General features: G+C 44.8%; 18 protein-coding genes. 14 read left to right on the forward strand and 4 right to left on the reverse strand.

All coding sequences use genetic code 11. From position 1 onward, the window contains the following. Positions 1–37: 37 nt before the first annotated feature. From MHI55_RS05140 to MHI55_RS05155, 4 genes are all read left to right on the forward strand, one after another. Positions 38–898 carry a LysR family transcriptional regulator gene (locus tag MHI55_RS05140; RefSeq protein ID WP_127550483.1) on the forward strand — a complete coding sequence of 287 codons (861 nt, stop codon included), beginning with the start codon at positions 38–40 and terminating at the stop codon, positions 896–898. Positions 899–951: 53 nt separating this feature from the next. Beyond that, on the forward strand, positions 952–2052 hold the full coding sequence (locus MHI55_RS05145; RefSeq protein ID WP_340389151.1) for a beta-eliminating lyase-related protein: 1101 nt from the start codon (positions 952–954) through the stop codon (positions 2050–2052). A 113-nt stretch (positions 2053–2165) separates the two neighbouring features. Next, a complete protein-coding gene (locus MHI55_RS05150; protein ID WP_340389153.1) occupies positions 2166–2636 on the forward strand; it encodes an SMI1/KNR4 family protein in 471 nt (156 codons plus the stop codon). A 16-nt stretch (positions 2637–2652) separates the two neighbouring features. Then, a complete protein-coding gene (locus tag MHI55_RS05155; protein WP_340389155.1) occupies positions 2653–3546 on the forward strand; it encodes a LysR family transcriptional regulator in 894 nt (297 codons plus the stop codon). Here MHI55_RS05155 and MHI55_RS05160 read toward each other — a convergent pair. Then, positions 3543–4532: an aldo/keto reductase family protein gene (locus tag MHI55_RS05160; protein WP_253505796.1), complete on the reverse strand. Its 990-nt coding sequence runs from the start codon at positions 4530–4532 to the stop codon at positions 3543–3545. The genes MHI55_RS05155 and MHI55_RS05160 overlap by 4 nt on opposite strands. Positions 4533–4637: 105 nt before the next feature. Next, positions 4638–5672: a PocR ligand-binding domain-containing protein gene (locus MHI55_RS05165; protein WP_036606178.1), complete on the reverse strand. Its 1035-nt coding sequence runs from the start codon at positions 5670–5672 to the stop codon at positions 4638–4640. A gap of 305 nt (positions 5673–5977) precedes the next feature. Between MHI55_RS05165 and MHI55_RS05170 the strand changes: the two genes are divergently transcribed. The 8 genes from MHI55_RS05170 to MHI55_RS05205 all read left to right on the forward strand — a co-directional run bounded on the left by MHI55_RS05170 (position 5978) and on the right by MHI55_RS05205 (position 16083). Continuing rightward, positions 5978–7120, forward strand: a complete 1143-nt coding sequence (locus tag MHI55_RS05170; protein ID WP_340389158.1) for a glycerol dehydrogenase — start codon at positions 5978–5980, stop codon at positions 7118–7120. Further along, positions 7120–8889, forward strand: coding sequence for a dihydroxyacetone kinase subunit DhaK (gene dhaK, locus MHI55_RS05175; protein ID WP_340389160.1), 1770 nt, complete (start codon positions 7120–7122; stop codon positions 8887–8889). The genes MHI55_RS05170 and dhaK overlap by 1 nt, the downstream gene beginning before the upstream one ends. 394 nt (positions 8890–9283) lie before the next feature. Continuing rightward, positions 9284–10321, forward strand: coding sequence for a siderophore ABC transporter substrate-binding protein (locus MHI55_RS05180; RefSeq protein WP_340389162.1), 1038 nt, complete (start codon positions 9284–9286; stop codon positions 10319–10321). A 17-nt stretch (positions 10322–10338) separates the two neighbouring features. After that, entirely contained in the window at positions 10339–11364 is a 1026-nt protein-coding gene (locus MHI55_RS05185) for an iron chelate uptake ABC transporter family permease subunit (RefSeq protein ID WP_340389165.1), read from the forward strand. Next, positions 11361–12425 (forward strand): iron chelate uptake ABC transporter family permease subunit, encoded by a 1065-nt coding sequence (locus MHI55_RS05190; RefSeq protein WP_340389166.1) that lies wholly within the window; start codon positions 11361–11363, stop codon positions 12423–12425. Before MHI55_RS05185 ends, MHI55_RS05190 begins: the two co-directional genes overlap by 4 nt. Continuing rightward, entirely contained in the window at positions 12422–13174 is a 753-nt protein-coding gene (locus tag MHI55_RS05195) for an ATP-binding cassette domain-containing protein (RefSeq protein ID WP_340389167.1), read from the forward strand. Before MHI55_RS05190 ends, MHI55_RS05195 begins: the two co-directional genes overlap by 4 nt. A gap of 318 nt (positions 13175–13492) precedes the next feature. Then, on the forward strand, positions 13493–14671 hold the full coding sequence (locus MHI55_RS05200; protein WP_340389169.1) for an alanyl-tRNA editing protein: 1179 nt from the start codon (positions 13493–13495) through the stop codon (positions 14669–14671). A gap of 107 nt (positions 14672–14778) precedes the next feature. Beyond that, positions 14779–16083, forward strand: a complete 1305-nt coding sequence (locus tag MHI55_RS05205; RefSeq protein WP_340389171.1) for a DUF1963 domain-containing protein — start codon at positions 14779–14781, stop codon at positions 16081–16083. 567 nt (positions 16084–16650) lie between these two features. Here MHI55_RS05205 and MHI55_RS05210 read toward each other — a convergent pair. Both MHI55_RS05210 and MHI55_RS05215 read right to left on the reverse strand, forming a co-directional pair. Continuing rightward, positions 16651–16998, reverse strand: coding sequence for a DUF1801 domain-containing protein (locus MHI55_RS05210; protein WP_340389173.1), 348 nt, complete (start codon positions 16996–16998; stop codon positions 16651–16653). Further along, positions 16995–17570: a GNAT family protein gene (locus MHI55_RS05215; protein WP_340389175.1), complete on the reverse strand. Its 576-nt coding sequence runs from the start codon at positions 17568–17570 to the stop codon at positions 16995–16997. The genes MHI55_RS05210 and MHI55_RS05215 overlap by 4 nt, the downstream gene beginning before the upstream one ends. A gap of 255 nt (positions 17571–17825) precedes the next feature. Between MHI55_RS05215 and MHI55_RS05220 the strand changes: the two genes are divergently transcribed. After that, positions 17826–18281: a GNAT family N-acetyltransferase gene (locus MHI55_RS05220; protein WP_036606187.1), complete on the forward strand. Its 456-nt coding sequence runs from the start codon at positions 17826–17828 to the stop codon at positions 18279–18281. 165 nt (positions 18282–18446) lie between these two features. Next, on the forward strand, positions 18447–18728 hold the full coding sequence (locus MHI55_RS05225; RefSeq protein ID WP_036606188.1) for a hypothetical protein: 282 nt from the start codon (positions 18447–18449) through the stop codon (positions 18726–18728). Positions 18729–18791 lie beyond the last annotated feature (63 nt).

Raw genomic sequence — 18791 nt, forward strand, 5'->3', positions numbered from 1 at the left:
CAGAATGCTGATATAACGACGAGCAGGTGATCAGGGTATGGATGCAGGTGATTTGAAAATATTTCAGGCGGTTGCCCGCGAAGGTAGTATCAGTAAAGCTGCGCTCTCACTTAATTATGTGCAGTCCAATGTAACAGCACGGATTAAACAGTTGGAGAACCAACTGCAAGTACCGCTATTTCATCGTTCCAATCGGGGGATGTCGCTTACATCAGCAGGAGAGAACCTGCTTGGGTATGCGGATAGAATATTGGAATTATTATATGAAGCAGAGCAGGCCACGCAAGTGGGTAACCCACCAGCGGGCATGCTTCGTCTGGGTGCCATAGAGACAGCAGCTTCTACTTTTCTGACGCCGCTCCTGGCTGAATATACTTCATGCTACCCGGAAGTACAACATTCGCTTGTCACGGGTGGGACCCATGAACTGAACCAGAAGGTCATCCAACATGAATTGCATGGAGCCTTAATATATGGCCCAATTGATCATCCTGAGCTGAATTATATGAAGATGTATGACGAGGAATTGGTGTTGATCGCTGAATCTGGAGTACATGAGATGTACACGTTATTGTCTAGGCCGATGTTGTTTTTTGAGATCGGATGCACTCATCGCACTCAGGCGGAATCCTTTTTGAACGATCAGGGTATCCACACGCTTAACATCATGGAATATGGAACACTGGACACGATTCTGAATGGTGTATCTGCCGGGCTCGGCGTATCATTGCTGCCACGCTCTTCGGTTACCAAAGCAGAATTAAGAGGTGAGATCGCGGTGATGTCTTTGCCTGATCCCTATTGTCGGTTGGAAGTAGGATTTGTGTATTCCCGTGGTGAACATATATCTAGTGCACTCAGCGCTTTGGTTGAGATTATTACAGAACCAGACCTATAAGAGGTTGTTCAAAAGTCCGTTTATGAACATGCACTATAAAGGAGTGAGTGATCTTGAAAGAAACTGCGTTAACGTTGGGTGATGCATTTAATCAGGCAGACTTTATTGTAGGTGGTCATGGCAGTCGCCAAGTGAAGGTACTTCAGAATGTACTGGACCAGATCGATGGGGAGTTGTTCAGTGACCACTACGGGAACGGCCCCCTCATTGAAGAATTTCAGGAACAGATGGCTGACGTTCTTGGCAAGGAATCGGCGGTATTTTTTCCAAGTGGAACGATGGCGCAGCAGATAGCATTACGAATCTGGTGTGACCGCAAAGGTGTAAAACGAGTAGCTTATCACCCTCTGTGTCATCTGGAAATCCATGAGGAAGACGGACTGAAAGAGTTGCATCAGATTGAATCAATTTTACTTGCGGACAAGGATCGCTTGATTTGTTTGGAAGATGTACAAGCGCTTGATCAGGACATTGCCTGTCTGCTGTTGGAACTTCCGCAACGTGAGATTGGTGGGCAATTGCCAGCGTATGAAGAGTTGGAAGCGATCTCGGCCTATTGCCGTGAACGCGGGATTAAGCTGCATCTGGACGGGGCACGCCTGTTTGAGATTACTCCGTATTATGAGAAAACGCCTGCGGAGATTTGCAGTCTGTTTGATACGGTGTATGTTTCCTTTTATAAAGGCATTGGAGGTATTGCGGGGGCTATATTGGCGGGTGATCCGGATGTGATGCAAGAATCAAAAGTATGGAAACGTCGGCACGGCGGAGATCTGATCGGCCTGTATCCGTATATTCTGAGTTCCCAGTATTATTTTAATGAACGGATTGGCAAAATGGAGTTGTATTACGAGCAGGCTCAAGAACTCGCCTCCCTATTGAATGTGTGTCACGGGATACATACCTTACCCGAGGTACCTGTATCGAATATGTTCCATGTGAACTTTGCGCTCGCTGCTGCGGAAGTTGAACCCATTCTTGTGCAAATGGCTCAGCAGTATGGGATAGGAATGACTTCATATCTGAACAAGACAAGTGGGAACAGCTGTGCCTTTGAATTGTCTACGGGTGATCGTTATGAGAAAATTCCCCAGGATAAGCTGCGTGCAGCACTGGAATGGTTGGATCAAGAGTTGCGTAAACAGGTGAGATAAGAAGTTGATTTTAATGCTCGACTCTTGTTTGGGTAAGGTGTTGCGCTTCAAGGAGAACTATTGAATTCACAACGGCTTATCAGTGGAGAAAAGTACCTTAAGGGGGAGTTCAAGTGACGTCGATAGAATTGGAACCGATTCGTGATCTTTTGGTGAAGGCCTACGATACAACAATGGGAGATGGATGTACTCCTGAGAAACAACAGAGCATTGAGGATTTTGAGCAAAAGCATAATGTAAAACTGCCCGCAGCGTATCGCGCACTTTTACTTGAGTTCGGTGCATGTAATTTCGGCGACCCTGCCTTGTATTCGGTGAAAGAACTAAGCTGGGCATATCCGGATTTTTTGGAAGTATACCGTGAATATGAGAAAGAATACGAGCTGCCAGCTGACCTCCAACCTTTCCCGATTGGTGGATTTGGTGAAGGAAGTACGGCTATACTGGATCAAAATTCAGGCAAGGTGCTGATGTTGATCCACGATGCAGGGGAAACTCCTCTGCGGGAAATTGCTGTGGACTTTAATGAATTGATGACTATGCTGGCTGAGTCGGCAATCTGGGTTCAGGAACAGATGAATTAACAAGGTAGACGGAAGGATGCGCAATCGGCTTATGGATATTCGGAAGTTAAGATACTTTATCACGGTGGCAGAAGAACTTCATTTCCACCGTGCAGCGGAAAAATTAAATATGACGCAACCACCGCTGAGCCAGCAGATTCAGAATTTAGAGGATGAGCTTGGCGTGAAGCTGTTGGAGCGCACCAGAAAAATGGTTCGTCTCACCCCGGCAGGTGCGGTATTTCTGGAACAGGCCAGGCTAATCATGGCCCAGCTCGAACGATCCATTCAGCTTACGCAAAAAGCAGATCAGGGCATCATCGGGCATATAACCATAGCCTTTGTGGATTCGGCTTCGGGGAGCATTATGGTGGATGTTCTTAGGAAATTTCGCGCTGCATATCCGCAGATTGAATTGACGCTGCGTGAGATGACTTCGTCCCAACAATTGCAGGCACTGGAAGACGGACAAATCCATATTGGATTTTTGAGATATCAGGAAGATACTCGTCATGTTTCGTTCCGCCCCTGTCAGATGGAAACGTTGATTGCCGTATTGCCAGATCATCACCCGTTGGCTTCTCAGACTCAAGTTTCAATTCGAGAACTGGCGGATGAAGATTTTATTTTATTCCCAAGGCATCTGGGTTCTCCGTTCCATCGTCTCGTTCTGGATTATTGCAGGGAGCATGGCGTAGACCCTCGAATTACACAGGAAGCGATCCAGATGTATACGATTGTGAATCTCGTTGCGGCGGGCATGGGCATTTCCATTGTTCCGTCCTCGGTGGATGTGTTCCAGCGTAAGGGTGTAGTCTTTCTCCCATTAGAAGAAAATCCGCCCTCCGTACCGTTGTACACGGCATGGCGGACGGATATGAATCAGGAAGTGGTATCACGTTTTATGAACTTTGTTGATGAATGTGTTTAACCCGTCTTGGCTGGATCACGCTCAATCCATGGATTCAATATTTCATCAATACGAGTCATGATCGCAGGGTCCAGTTTCACACCAGAAGCTTTTACATTTTCAAGTACCTGCTCTGGCCGGGATGCACCGATAATGACGGAACTGACATACGTATGCTGAAGAACCCACGCCACAGCGAGTTGGGGGAGAGTTAGACCAATCTCTTTAGCGAGTGGAACAAGTTGTTGCACAGCGGTAAGAACATCTTCACGTAACCACTGACCAGCCAGTTTATTGAAAAAGGGTGCTCCTGCCTCAGCAGCTGCACGTGATCCGGTGGGCAATGCTGCGTTAGGCGCATATTTGCCTGATAGTATACCCTGAGCAAGAGGAGACCATGTGATCTGTCCCAGCCCTGCTTGATCGCTTGCAGGTACGACTTCTTGCTCAATCACACGCCACAACATCGAATATTGCGGCTGACTTGCAATGAAGGGGACATGAAGTTCCCGCGCCAAAGCGGCTCCTCTTGCAATCTGATCTGCGTTCCATTCACTTACGCCAATGTAATGGACTTTGCCCTGACGCACCAAATCGGAGAATGCCAGAAACGTCTCTTCCAGCGGAGTGTTGTAATCATAACGGTGAGCGTAATAGACATCGATATAATCCGTCTGTAGCCGCCGTAATGAACCATTGCAGGCTTCCATGATGTGTTTACGTGAAAGTCCGCGGTCATTATGACCTGTGCCGGTTGGGTGACAGACTTTGGTGCATAGTTCAATACTTTCTCTTCGTATATCCTTAAGAGCCTGTCCTAACACGGATTCAGCCTTGGTATTTGAGTATACGTCTGCGGTATCAAATGTGGTAATACCTGCATCCAATGCGGTTCGCACACAAGCTTCTGCTATTCCATCCTCGACTTGCGCTCCATGCGTAATCCAGTTGCCCAGTGAAATCTCACTGACGGTTAATCCACTGTTTCCTAATTTGCGATATTCCATTCATGTCGCCTCCCTAAGTCATCTGGACTCCATTGTAACAATGGCAGATTAATAGGTGAAATATCTTTTAACCTCATCTTTGATACGAAAAAAGTATCAGTGAATCTACATTTTCTCCTGGAGGTATTTGCGATAGAGAGCAGGCGTAATTTCCTCGAACTTTTTGAATATTTTGATAAAATATCCCGATTCATTAAATCCCAGCTCATCACTGATCTGTGAGACAGGCATGTCGGTGACCTCCAGCAATTGTTTGGCCCACTTAATTTTGAGTTTAGCCAGGTAGGTTGTGAAGTTTTCACCCGTTTCCTTGGCAAACAGTCTGCTGAAATAACTCGGACTCAGGTGGCATAGATCGGCCATTTGTTTGAGTGAAACTTGTTCACTTTTGTGACTGTGAATGTATTCAAAAGCAGGCTGGAGCACCGGACTGGAGCTTTCCGTGTCACTTGGGCTATTTTTGAGATAAGCATCCGCTATCGCATTAGTCATCTCTTTTTTGATCGACTCGATATTACGAATGGAGTAACCCGGCAGAATGGTGGAGAGGTTTAGAGTCTCCTGATTGCCTGAAGCTTTCTCGAACATTTCAACTAACAGATTTTTGTTTAGTGCTTCTTCCACAATGTAGTTGCAGAGCAGGGATAACATGTTGGAGATTTTCACAATCTCTTCATAGGTCATCACAGGTAGCTGGGCGTAATCATCCTTTAATTCCTCCAGCTTGGCTGCATGCATGGGTACGTTTTTGGACGTGACAATTTGCTCCAAGTCGCTACCCTTTTCCGGATCGGCGAGTTTCACTTGTCCTGCCATGACGGCGCCGATATATTTGCCATCAATCGTGATCGGAATCGCGATATCTATAATATTGAAATGGCATAAATACACATAAGGTTCATTCAATCGAACGGCTTCCAGACCACCGCGTGAATCACATTTTTGACAGTAGGGGAGAAGCTCCGGGTCTTTACGGACATTCTGGCAGAAAGCCTGACAGCTGCTGTGACTGGTTACGGGAATGCCTTTATAATCAACGGTGAGGATCGCCAGTTTGGTTACTGTTGCGAGAGAATCTTGTAGACGCTTCCATTTATTAAGGTCCAGAATTTTATTGATATGCAGATATTCTTTGATCATTGGTGCAACCTCCATAGGCTAACCAGATTCATAATTTAGGCCGTTAAAAGTTAGCAAGTTGTACATATTAAGATGTAATGATGACGGGTAATGTATAATGGGAGGTCAAAATTCAACCATCTCATGACAATAAGATACCATGATTTTGCCAAAAAGCAAAAAATTACGATTGTAAATTATAATAATTTGTTATCAAAGTCCACTGTAAACCTGTTGCTCATGCGTTATATTAAGGTCAATTGTAAGAAATTAAAATTTGATGTAATCACTAAACCAATTCATATCAATAGGAGGCATATAATATTATGAGAAAAGCATTTATCAGCCCAACCAAATATGTACAAGGCGAAGACGAGTTGTTGAACCTGGGGTACTTTGTTAAATCTTTTGGAGAATCTGCCTTGCTTATTGCACATCCGGATGATGTACAGCGTGTCAAAGCAAAGCTGGATGCAACAGCCGAGAAATTTAATATTACGTTTGTTGAAAGCGGTTTTAAAGGGGAATGTTCCCGTGAGGAAGTTGCTCGTCTGCAAGCGATCGCGAAGGAAAAAGGATGTGACTCTACCATCGGTCTTGGTGGTGGTAAAGCCATTGATGCGGCCAAATGTGTAGCAGAAGGCGAAGCACTGATCATCTGCCCAACGATTGCGGCAACAGACGCACCGACAAGTCACTCCGCTGTATTGTACACACCGGATGGTTCTTTCGATGACTATGCTTACTTCAAACAAAGCCCAAGTGTGGTACTCGTTGATACAACGGTAATTGCTAATGCACCAACACGTTTCCTCGTATCCGGTATGGGAGATGCGCTCTCTACATACTTCGAAGCAAGAGCAACAGCGAAATCTTATTCCCGTGTAAACGCAAGTCTGCCAATGGGTTCCCGCGAAGGATATACCCCATCTGCAGTAGGTACGAATGCGGCACTTGCATTGGCAAAATTGTGTTATGAAATGCTGCTGACTGATGGTGCAAAAGCGAAAGTAGCGAGTGACAGCAACGTTGTGACACAAGCCTTGGAAAACATCGTTGAGACAAACATTCTGCTGTCAGGTCTTGGATTCGAAAGTGGCGGACTGGCCGCAGCACATGCAATTCACAACGGTTTGACTGTTCTGGAAGGCACACATCATTTCTTCCACGGTGAAAAAGTATCCTTCGGTACAATCGCACAGCTCGTCCTTGAAAATGCACCAACCGAAGAGCTCCATGAAGTCATGGACTTCTGTCTCGAAGTGGGACTGCCGATCAGCTTGGCGGATATCGGTGTAGATACGATTAGTCAGGAAGAGTTGTTGAAAGTGGCAGAGATCGCTTGTATTCCAGAAGAATCCATTCACGCGATGCCATTCCCAATCACCGTTCCTGAAGTGGCTGCTGCCATTGCAGCGGCTGATCGCATGGGCCGTGAGTACAAAGCAGCTCACAGGGAGGTAAAATAATGAAGAAAATTATTAACCAGGCCGAACATGTTGTTATGGAAATGTGCAACGGGATTGCGCTTGCCCACCCGGAGCTTGAATTTCTGAAAAAATATAAAGTCATCAAACGCAGAGAGATCCAGGCGGATAAAGTCAGCCTGATCAGTGGCGGCGGCAGTGGACATGAACCGGCTCACGCTGGTTATGTGGGGAAAGGCATGCTGGATGCAGCGGTATGTGGGGATGTATTCGCATCTCCTTCCCAAATCCAGGTGTATCAAGCGATCAAGGCAACAGCCAGCAACAAGGGCACACTCTTGATCATCAAGAACTACAGCGGCGACATGATGAACTTCAAGAATGCAGCGCATCTGGCAGAAGAGGATGGCATCGACGTACAATATGTGCGCGTAGAGGATGACATCGCTGTGCAAGACAGTTTGTATACCGTTGGACGTCGCGGCGTTGCCGGAACTGTACTGGTTCACAAGATCGCCGGAGCAGCAGCCGAAGAAGGCCGCAGTCTGGCTGATGTGAAATCCGTTGCTGAGAAGGCAGCTCAGAACGTGCGCAGTATTGGTTTTGGATTCACATCCTGTACGGTGCCCGCCAAAGGCACGCCTACATTCGAAATTGCTGAAGATGAGATGGAATTCGGCGTAGGGATTCATGGTGAGCCAGGGATTCGCCGGGAGAAAATCGTATCGGCTGATGAATTGGCAGGACGTATGGTCGAAGCATTGCTCGCAGACATGAAGCTGGATAAGGATGCATCCGCTGAGATTGCGGTGCTCGTGAATGGTTTTGGTGCAACGCCACTGCAAGAACTGTATCTGCTCAACAATTCCGTTCAGCGTGAGCTTGCTGGACATGCAGGTCTGAAGGTCGCTACTACGTTTGTAGGCAACTACATGACAAGTATCGATATGGCGGGGGCATCGGTTACGATCCTGAAACTGGATGAGGAACTAAAAACGCTGTTGTTCAAGGAAAGTGATACACCTGCATTTAAAGTATCCGGCCCTCCAGCAGCACAAGTGGCGTATTCCGAAGCGCTGGAAGCTGTTGTGGGTGAAGACGCTCCTGTATCTTACGAAGTGGAGACGGATGCATCAGCTGCGGTCATCAAAGGCAATCAATTTTCACTGGACAATGTCGTCTATCTGATCGATAAAATGGGCGAGATCATCATCAAGAATGAAGTACCATTCTGTGAATTGGATTCCCATGCTGGTGATGGCGATTTCGGTATGAGTGTGGCAAAAGGCTTCCGCCAGTTGAAACGCGAATGGAATCACATCATTAACGAAGATAAAAAAGACATCGGATCATTCCTCGATGCATGTTCCTTGGTCATCATGGAATATTGTGGCGGCGCATCCGGCCCAATCTGGGGTTCGGCATTCCGTGCGGCTGGCAAAGCTGTAGGGGATAAACAGCAATTAAACGTCGCTGAATTTGCTGAGATGATCCATGCAGCCGTGCAAGGGATTCAGTCTACAGGAGAACGTTCCTTCGGACGTGGTGCTGTTGTAGGTGATAAAACCTTGATCGATGCACTCGTTCCGTGTGCCGATTCCTGGACACAAAGTGCGGAGTCTGGCGATGACTTCAAAACAGCATTTGCCAAAGGTGCAGCAGCAGCCGTTGAAGGTGCGAAGAAAACGGAAGACATCGTGGCACGTATGGGACGTGCAGGTGCCGTCGGCGATCGTAGTCTGGGCTACCCGGATGCTGGCGCGTATGCGCTGGGTGTTATTTTCACAGAATTATCTGAGTCGATGAAATAAGAATGTTGGTGAAAAATCAGATCATTTCGATGAGAAATATAAATGTATAAAGTGTTCTTACCGCAAAAGAAGTATCACACAGTGATGCTTCTTTTTTTGTATTGAAATGTCGATTTTTATGCATATAAATACATACAATAGAATATTTGGTTCATAATTTCGCCATGAATTAAAACAATTAGGTTGTTGAAAATGCCTTCTAACTTGTTATAATATAACCTATTGATATTGATAATCACTATCATTTGTTGTTTTGTTACTCAGCACTACAGTGAAAAGGGGTTAAGTTTATTCTCTAAATTTACGTCTGAGGAGGTATATGATACTGAGTTTATCCAACACAGTACGCTGCGTGGGAATCCAAATTTTCTAAATCTAGGGGGATATAAATTAAATGGGAAAGTCTAATTCTTCAAAATTAATGTTTATCATGGTTGCAGCTTTAACTTTGGTATTGGCAGCTTGTTCAAGTAATGAACCTGCTACGACGGATACTGCTAATACAGAGGCTACAACTTCCGATGCTGCTACTACAGCTACAGCCACAACAGTTGAAATTACGGATGCTCATGGAACGGTAACCGTGCCTGTAAATCCAACGAAGGTTGTTGCTCTGGATAACAGAACATTTGAGACTCTGTCCACTTGGGGCGTCAAATTAGCAGCAGCGCCGAAGGATGTAATGCCTGCGGATTCACCATATGTGGCGGATGAATCGGTACAAAATATTGGGAATCACCGCGAACCAAACCTTGAACTATTGGCATCAATACAGCCTGACCTTGTCATTGTTGGTCAACGGTTTGCTAGCTACTATGAAGACATCAAAAAATTAGTACCTAATGCAGCAGTGATCGACCTTAATATTGAGCTTGAAGAAACAGCATCACCTGGAGAAAACTTTGTTAATGGACTTAAAGATGCAACAACCAATTTGGGAAAAGTTTTCCAGAAGCAAGAAGAAGCTGCCCAACTGATTGCTGATTTTGATAAAGCTATTGAAGAAGCTAAGGCCGCTTATAATGGTGAAGATAAAATTATGAGTGTTGTCGTTTCTGGTGGAAACATCGGTTTTTCGGCTCCTCTTACTGGACGTGTGTGGGGACCATTGTATGACATTTTCGGCTGGGTTCCGGCACTAGAAGTGGACAAATCTTCTTCTGATCATCAAGGTGATGATATTTCTGTTGAAGCGATTGCCCAAAGCAATCCGGATTGGATTTTCGTACTGGACCGGGATGCAGCCGTATCTGCTGAAGAAGGTGCCGTTCCGGCTCAAGATGTTATTGATAACTCACCTGCGCTGAAAAATACCACTGCTATTACTCAAAAACAAATCGTTTATGCTCCAAACGATACGTACACCAATGAATCCATCGAAACGTTCTTGGAGTTGATTAACAACCTTACGAAAGCTTTAGCTAAACAGTAAAAAAGGAGTATGCTGCAGTGCAGAAAAATTTAATACCAAAATTAGCTGGGGTTGAGAATTCTCAACCCCAGCGTCATAATCCGAAAAAGCTATGGACCATACCTTTTATCATTGCGATTATAGCCACTATTATTTTAGGCATTACATCACTGCTTATTGGAGTCTATGACATACGAGGACAAGCGGATGGAATGGAGATGTTCTTCATTACTCGTGTCCCAAGAACTATTGCATTAATGCTTACCGGTGCCGCCATGGCAATGGCAGGACTGGTCATGCAGCTTATTACACAGAATCGCTTGGTGGAACCTACGACAACAGGAACAATGGAATGGTCAGGTCTGGGGATCATGTTTATTTATCTGGTCTTTCCTGCTCCGAGCTTAACGCTAAGAATGACTGGTGCAATCATTTTTTCTTTTATAGGAACGATGATTTTTTTTATGTTTCTAAAGAAAGTTAAACTCCGTTCCTCTTTGGTTGTCCCCATAATTGGGATGATGCTTGGAGCAGTCATTTCTGCATTTTCAACTTTCGTGGGGCTTGTGTTCCAAATGACTCAAAATATCGAAAGCTGGTTTGCAGGCTCCTTCTCATCTGTGCAAATTGGCAGGTATGAATATTTATGGCTTATTGTATTGGTGACTATTCTTATATTTGTTTTTGCTGATCGGCTGACACTAGCCGGACTAGGGGAAGATGTCGCTACCAGTCTTGGCGTAAATTATGACAGGATCATTCTTTTGGGTACTGCGCTTATTTCACTGGCCGTTGGAATCGTTGCAGCTGTCATTGGGAACTTGCCTTTTCTGGGGTTAATTGTCCCCAATATCGTTTCCATGTTTAGGGGTGACGATCTCAGGAGCAATTTGCCATGGGTGTGCTTATTAGGGATGGGCAGCATCATTGTGTGTGATATCCTGTCTCGTGTCATCATCATGCCTTTTGAAATACCTGTCTCGATGATCCTTGGAACAGTGGGAGCCGTCGTATTTATTGTCATTTTGTTAAGACAAAGGCGGTCAACAAGGAGGGTAAGATGAGCGACTTAGCAAGTAGAAATCCACTAAATATCGAAATCGATTCTAGCCGTCGTCCTAAAAAAAGATCAGCTAGAGCCTTCCGTACCAAGAAAGAAGAAAAGCGTTATTGGATTTTGCTGATAACATTAATTGTTCTGGGCGTTTTTGCATCAGTTGGGCTACTGATTTATAACAATCCGGTCCCGGTGTCTTCGCCTTCTTTCATACCTGTTGTTAAAAGAAGGGTAGTTGCTCTGGTTTCAATGCTGATTGCTGCAATTTGCCAAAGTTTATCTACGGTTGCTTTTCAATCGATTACGAATAACAGAATTATAACTCCGTCTCTTTTAGGTTTTGATGCTATATATTCAACCATTCATACGAGTACTATATTTTTCCTTGGTGCTACGGTATTTGTGAATTTTAGCGGTGTTGATTCCTTTTTATATCAAGTTGTTGCAATGGTCATCATGTGTTTAATCCTTTATGGATGGCTGCTTTCCGGAAAATACGGAAATTTACAACTTCTGCTTCTAGTCGGTATTATCATTGGGACCGGGCTGAGATCCGTATCTTCATTTATGAGAAGACTTCTTGCACCGTCTGAGTTTGATATTTTGCAGGCAAGAATGTTTGCTTCCGTGAATAATGCGGATTCTGCCTATTTCCCGATTGCGATTCCTATCGTCATCATTGCAGCAATTCTGCTGCTTGCTAATGCCAAGAGGTTAAATGTATTGTCGCTGGGTAAGGATGTCTCGACTTCCTTGGGAACTAAACATCAAAGTAGTGTGATTTATACGCTGGTCCTGGTTTCCATTTTGATGGCCATTTCGACGGCTTTGGTTGGACCACTTACATTCTATGGATTTTTAGTTGCGATTTTGAGTTATCAGGCCGCGCAAACCTATGATCACAGATATGTTTTCCCAATGGCTCTTGCGATAGGTTTTGTGATCTTAACCGGTGCATACTTTATTATGAATCATGTTTTCAATGCCCAAGGTGTTGTTTCCATCATTATAGAATTGGTTGGCGGACTAACATTTTTAATTGTGATTTTAAGGAAGGGTTCTTTATGATACAGATCAATAATGTCAAAAAGTCCTATGCAGCCGAGGTAGAGATAGGCCCTTTGAATATTCATATACCCAAAGCTGGTCTTACTTCTTTAATTGGACCCAACGGTGCGGGGAAATCTACGACACTTCTGATGATCGGAAGACTTTTGGATTTGGACGAAGGTCAGATCAAGGTTGCCAATATGGATGTTTCCACATCCAAATCAAGGGATCTGGCCAAGATTGTAACGGTTTTACGACAAGAAAATCATTTTGTTACAAGGCTTACCGTCAGACAACTTGCCGGATTTGGACGTTTTCCTTATTCTAAGGGAAGATTAACGGATGTGGATGAAGCTATTATTTCTAAATATATTGATTTTCTAGACTTAACTGATCTGGAAAATAGATATTTAGATGAGCTTTCTGGTGGTCAGAGGCAAAGAGCTTATGTCGCAATGGTTTTGTGTCAGGAGACGGAATATGTACTTTTGGACGAGCCTTTGAACAATCTGGATGTTGCGCGTTCTGTTCGGATGATGGAGCATTTGAGATATGCCGCTAATGAATTTGGAAGAACCATTCTGACGGTTATGCATGATATCAATTTTGCCGCCAAATATTCGGATCGAATATGTGCCATGAAAGATGGTCAAATCGCCGCTTTTGGAACCGTAGATGAAGTGATGGACCCCGAAATTTTAACAGATATTTTTGAAACAAAAATTGAAATTATCGATGGTCCGTATGGACCGATAGCGATCTATTAGCTACAAGATTTAATGAAAAGTTGTTTGTTAAAATGGTTTTCAGAAAGTAGAGTGATTATTCACTCTGCTTTTTTTTATTAAAGTCGAACAAGACAGTTTGAATGTTTATCTTAAAAACATCATAGAACGATAAGCCTTTACCAGAAGCATCTTCCTGCAAACGTTCCTTTTTCGATTAATAGCTATTTTCGCTCACAGAGTAATCTTTTGGATAGAAAAAGGGGATACTCTATGCCATAAATTGGCTTGAGGGTTCCAGATAGTGTAATCTGGAGATTATGAAAACCCATTTGAACGAGAAGGGATCGGGATGATTCAATGACGCAAAAAATCTATTATGACTCTGCTTATACAAGAGAGTGGCATACAACGATTACAGGCAGAGTGGACAAGGAAGACGGCGTATATGTCACGCTGGCGGAGACTGCTTTTTACCCGCATGGAGGCGGACAACCTTGTGATCTGGGGCAAATTGGCGGAATCGCTGTTCTGGATGTGAACATCGAAGATGGTGAAGTATGGCATAAGCTGGAACGCTTCCCTGAACAGACTGAGGTACATTGTGAGATTGACTGGGAACGCAGATTCGATCATATGCAGCAGCATACGGGTCAGCATTTGTTATCGGCAATCACGCTAAAGCTTACTGAAGCGATGACCCTCAGTTTCCATCTTGGTACGGAGTATGACACGATTGATGTGGCTGCGGCCGAACTGGGAGCGAATCAATTGACTGCCATTGAACAAGAAGTGAATCGTCAGATCTATCGTAACGCTCGCATCAACACGTCCTGGGTAACAACAGAAGAGGCGGCACAATTGCCACTGGTGAAGCAGCCTACGGTAACAGAGGACATTCGCATCGTTGAGATCGAGGGTGTGGAGTATAACGCCTGCGGTGGAACTCATGTGTCGGCGACTGGTGAGATTGGGATCATCAAACTGTTGAAAACTGAAAAAGTGAAGGGCGGCACCCGCATTTATTTCAAATGTGGAACAAGAGCCCTGAATGAATTCACAGCTACACAAAACGTGCTCAATAGCATCATGGTTAAATTAAAGACCAGCAAGGACGAATTATTGGAGCGCATTGAGAAAATGGAGCTGGAGCAAAAGCAGCTGCAAACCGAGCTGAATGCAGTGAAAACAACGAATGATGCTTACTATGCGGATGAACTTCTGGCCGCTCGGCAAGGGCTAGTGATTGCTCAGGTCTTTGAAGACAAATCGCTCAAGGATATGCAGAGCCTGGCTACCAAGCTGACGGCAGACCATGAGGGGCTTGTACTCTTTGTGAGCATCTCGGAGGCCAAAGTAGTTCTGGCACAGAACGGCCAACCGCCTGAATGGGCTTGTGGACCTTTCTTTAAAGGTAATCTTGGAGCATACCAAGGCAAAGGTGGAGGCAGTGAAAAGATGGCTCAAGCAGGCTTTGCCAGCAGTGAAGATGCGCTCGCCTTTTATGAATTCACCAAGGACCAATTGGGACATCACTGATTCGCATTTTCCTTTAGAGACACGCAGGCATTTAAATATGGAGTAAGGGACAAGCACGTCACATTGTGGCGTGTTTTCCATTGCCAATAGTTGAAGGAGGTTGGAATATGACAGAACGAATTCCGTGTATACGGGAAGGGTGTGCAAATACCATTTTACCAGCAACAGCGTTGAAAACGGGTGGTTATTGCATGCCTTGCAAGCAAGAGATGGAACGCGAGGAGCGCCAGAGATACATTGAAGCGAATCGACGTGACGTGAACTTGTATGCAGGTATCACAGACCCGGTCGAAATTTTGAAAATCATGCACAAACCCCAGGTTCGCGATCCACTAATTCGTTATACGCCCTATGAACAATCCGAGGAACAAGTATATCTATCCTTGTCTGTAGAGCAACAAGATCAGATGAAGGATTACGCGATGCAACGGATTCGTACAGGTGATGAAGATACGGGCAAAGACATTCTGGTATATCTGGTCTGCTACCATGATATATCGTTGAGTGAGGAAATTCCTGAGCTGCTGGAACAGGAGATCTATTATCCTGCCATTTTGTATAAAAGTGCCTCGGGGGAGGTTCGTGATCGTCTCTTGCAGCAGGTGAACACCGATGATGAAAATCGGAATCACATATTGCTCATGCTGGCCCATATCGGGGATGATGTTGTCGTGCAGCAGTTCCGACAATGGAGACAGTCTCCGCCATCTTGGGCGAGTGAATTGTACGTGGCACCTGAGCATTACACCACTGAAGCTGGTTGGGAGCTTACAAAAGACGGGCAGCGCAGAGAATTATTCACCACCCCAAGTTATTCACTCTATAAAGTAAAAGAGAATGAAGGGCCTAACGTGGAGTCAACCGGAAATTCACTCTCGATGCTGAACCCTAGCAAGAATGGCTGTCCATGGTGTGGCAATGCGTTAACCACCTTAATTAGTCTGAATGTTAAACATCCCGCTCTGAAGGACGTGTCTTGGCATGCCCAGAGACTTCAGATACAGACTTGCGTGATATGCAGCAGTTACGGTGTGGTTTACATGGAGCTGGACGCAGCAGGGGAACCGTTATGGAGTTCACATAATGTCATGCCTACGGGAATGGACGAGATTGACCTAGACGACTATGGTAAATTTGCACCGGATGTTGGCCGGCAGTTTCGGATTGCGAATGCCTCGCGTCATGCATTCCATGCCAGTGAGTGGGCGATGGAGCCATCGCTATCTCAGATTGGAGGCCATCCGGGTTGGGTTCAGGATGCGGATTATCCACCATGTCCACGCTGTTCCGCGAAAATGAAGGCTGTCGCACAACTGGATTGGGGCGAGGTTGAGGAATATGGTGAGGGTATGTATTACATGTTCATATGTGAGCCGTGCCAGATGACCGCCGTATCGTATCAGCAATCTTGATGGTGGAAGCTAGTATAAAACATTATAAGCAATTATAAGCAGTCATCTTATTAATAATATTACACCGCTGTTAAGGTTGGAATGACAGTAGTAGACAGACTATAACCAAGGGGCATCCCGAAGTTCTTGGAACTTCATGGGATGCCCCTTTGCCCTGCGCAGGATGGATGTGAGATATCTTTGCTACAGCCAGTCGTTTATGCTATTTATTTAGCCGCCAGAGTGAGAATGGGTTGTTTTTTCTACGTGCAGAGGCCGCTTGTCGTACTCACACAGTCTAAAGAACCTAGCACGTCTTATTGGGTGAATTTGCAGCAGTATAGAATTCTAACGAATCATAGCCACTCTATTTCTCCAATTGTCATGGTTTTTCGAAGAAAATCGAAGGGGGTTTCTGTAATAAGACTGCTGAGATTCGTTAGAATTTCATATGTTTTTAAAACTGCGATATAAGGTGTGTCCGATTCGTTAGCGCTTGGCCCAAACCCAAACTCACCCCATATACTCCAACCGCACATTACTACCTAAGTTACTACTTCGGCGTATGTGCCTCTTCACTACACCCGTCTACAATTCCGCAGATGCCTGCTTTAACAAACCAGCCAACCATTCATAGTCCGGCGTATCTTTTTCCTTGAGTTTGATCGTTTTTCGCTCTTCTGGGCCTTCAAATATCCCATCGGGTAGATCGAGTCCAGTTGCATTGAAGATGGTGAAAGACATGGCTTGTTTGGAAGGTGAAATGACCGCAGCATACTTTCCGTTTTTCAAAAAATGAGGTTTCTTGTATTGTACGCGTTCTTGTACGTCAGGGATGGTATCATGCACCAACTGGCGCAATTGTTCAGCGACTTGTACTTGCCAGGGGATCTGAATCTGTTCAATAAACTCGGTGACTTCTGCATTCTTGGTCATGCTTGTTCACCCTCCGTATGGATATGATTGTGTATTTCCCATTCTGGTCTTAGGATTCCCATCATCAAGCGGTCATAACGCTTACCATCACGATATACAGCGGAGCGTGCCCGACCTTCCAACTGAAAACCAACCTTCTCATAGGAACGGATTGCTTTGGCATTGTAGGCGATGACATCGAGACCAACCCTGTCCAGATTCATCTCATGGAACGCATATCGTAAAATAAGATTCAACGCTTCCGTGCCATATCCCTTGTTGCGATGTTTGGCAAGTCCGATGCCAATGGCAAGCTGTCCGCAGCGGTTGTTCCATTCAATGCCATGAATGACGACAAAACCAATCAGCGTATCCTCTTCATGCGTGCGAAGTCTGAAGTAAACTTCCTTGTTCTTCGTTTCGCCCTCATCCTCCAACTGTTTCTCCGAATAGGGAATGGCCAGGTCAGTATCCACATTCCGAAGGTACTCCGGGTCTTCGTTCCATTGCAGCATGGTCTGCACGTCTTCAGAGCGTGGTGGCGTCATCTTTAATCGTTTGCTATAAAACAGGTTATCCGTAGTGAGTGTCATAGGGTTCTCCTTTAAATTAAGTTAAGCTTGATTCACCTTAGTTCCACGTTTAACTCTATGTATATTTCGCAATAGACCTCGCCCCTTTGGCATCTGATAGCCTCATCATACTGGAAATTATAGGTGAATCACAATAGCGTATTTCAGTGGATATAAGTAACCTCTTGTCATAAAACCTAACACGGTAGTAAGATGAAATGATTGATATACATTCAGTGATAAAACCAATAAAAATGTCGGCGGGAGTGGTAGGTTATGGAGATCAAAGTGGATGATTTGAGTGGAGTCCAAGTTAAGGCTTTAATTGCGGAGCACTTGCAAGGGATGGCGGCAGATTCGCCTCCAGAAAGTATTCATGCGTTGAATCTGGACGGACTCAAGGAGCCCGAAATTACTTTCTGGTGTGCTTGGGAAGGGGACGACTTGCTCGGTTGCGGGGCTATCAAAGAACTTGATCCAGAGCATGCAGAGTTGAAGTCGATGCGTACCGCTTCGGCTCATCTGAGAAAAGGCGTAGCGAGAAAAATTTTGGCACATATTATGGAGGTTGCCACAGACCGTGGTTATAAGCGAATCAGTCTGGAGACGGGTTCAATGGATTCATTTATCCCGGCAAGGAAGATGTACGAAGATTTCGGATTTGAATATTGCGAACCATTCGCAGATTATGTATTGGACCCGAACAGCACGTTTATGACGAAAAAAATCTAAATGAATTCACATGACAAACCAGTATTCTGTTTTTTTACAGGACGCTGGTTTTTTAATTTTGCAACATATCGTACATTTTAAGAGATGGAAAAAGAGTAGAATAAACTCAATAATACGCATTAAAACAACGTGGCCTTGTGACGAAGAATGTGGAGGGAGTCGTACATGATTTACTGGTGGTTCGATCATATGAATCCGCTGTTTGCTGTCTTGGTGTTATGTCCCATCATTGCTGTGATGCTTGGAGTATGCAGTTATTTTGCCAATTGGTTTAGACTCTGGGTAGCGCTGGTTATATCTTTTATGCTGCCTTTGTTGTATATCGCGAGTGATCTTTCAACATGGGGTAGTAACATAGGCGCTTGGTTCATCTATGGGGCAGGGTACATTTTGCTAACCTGGATTGTACACAGATTGCTTCGTGCCATTGTGGGGTATAAAACATAGGTTATGTCCATATATGTTTGGGATGAATTGGCCATGAGGAACTTCTGGGCTGATTGATGGACA

This window comes from Paenibacillus sp. FSL E2-0151 (assembly GCF_037993015.1).
Lineage (GTDB): Bacteria > Bacillota > Bacilli > Paenibacillales > Paenibacillaceae > Paenibacillus > Paenibacillus amylolyticus.

Excerpts from the sequence above, each read along its gene's own strand:
- MHI55_RS05170 (WP_340389158.1), top strand. The coding sequence starts at position 5,978 with ATGAGAAAAGCATTTATCAGCCCAACCAAATATGTACAAGGCGAAGAC.
- MHI55_RS05190 (WP_340389166.1), top strand. The coding sequence starts at position 11,361 with ATGAGCGACTTAGCAAGTAGAAATCCACTAAATATCGAAATCGATTCT.
- MHI55_RS05210 (WP_340389173.1), bottom strand. The coding sequence starts at position 16,998 with ATGACCAAGAATGCAGAAGTCACCGAGTTTATTGAACAGATTCAGATC.
- MHI55_RS05180 (WP_340389162.1), top strand. The coding sequence starts at position 9,284 with ATGGGAAAGTCTAATTCTTCAAAATTAATGTTTATCATGGTTGCAGCT.
- MHI55_RS05215 (WP_340389175.1), bottom strand. The coding sequence starts at position 17,570 with ATGACACTCACTACGGATAACCTGTTTTATAGCAAACGATTAAAGATG.
- MHI55_RS05200 (WP_340389169.1), top strand. The coding sequence starts at position 13,493 with ATGACGCAAAAAATCTATTATGACTCTGCTTATACAAGAGAGTGGCAT.
- MHI55_RS05220 (WP_036606187.1), top strand. The coding sequence starts at position 17,826 with ATGGAGATCAAAGTGGATGATTTGAGTGGAGTCCAAGTTAAGGCTTTA.
- MHI55_RS05140 (WP_127550483.1), top strand. The coding sequence starts at position 38 with ATGGATGCAGGTGATTTGAAAATATTTCAGGCGGTTGCCCGCGAAGGT.
- MHI55_RS05195 (WP_340389167.1), top strand. The coding sequence starts at position 12,422 with ATGATACAGATCAATAATGTCAAAAAGTCCTATGCAGCCGAGGTAGAG.
- MHI55_RS05160 (WP_253505796.1), bottom strand. The coding sequence starts at position 4,532 with ATGGAATATCGCAAATTAGGAAACAGTGGATTAACCGTCAGTGAGATT.
- MHI55_RS05155 (WP_340389155.1), top strand. The coding sequence starts at position 2,653 with ATGCGCAATCGGCTTATGGATATTCGGAAGTTAAGATACTTTATCACG.
- dhaK (WP_340389160.1), top strand. The coding sequence starts at position 7,120 with ATGAAGAAAATTATTAACCAGGCCGAACATGTTGTTATGGAAATGTGC.
- MHI55_RS05225 (WP_036606188.1), top strand. The coding sequence starts at position 18,447 with ATGATTTACTGGTGGTTCGATCATATGAATCCGCTGTTTGCTGTCTTG.
- MHI55_RS05205 (WP_340389171.1), top strand. The coding sequence starts at position 14,779 with ATGACAGAACGAATTCCGTGTATACGGGAAGGGTGTGCAAATACCATT.
- MHI55_RS05165 (WP_036606178.1), bottom strand. The coding sequence starts at position 5,672 with ATGATCAAAGAATATCTGCATATCAATAAAATTCTGGACCTTAATAAA.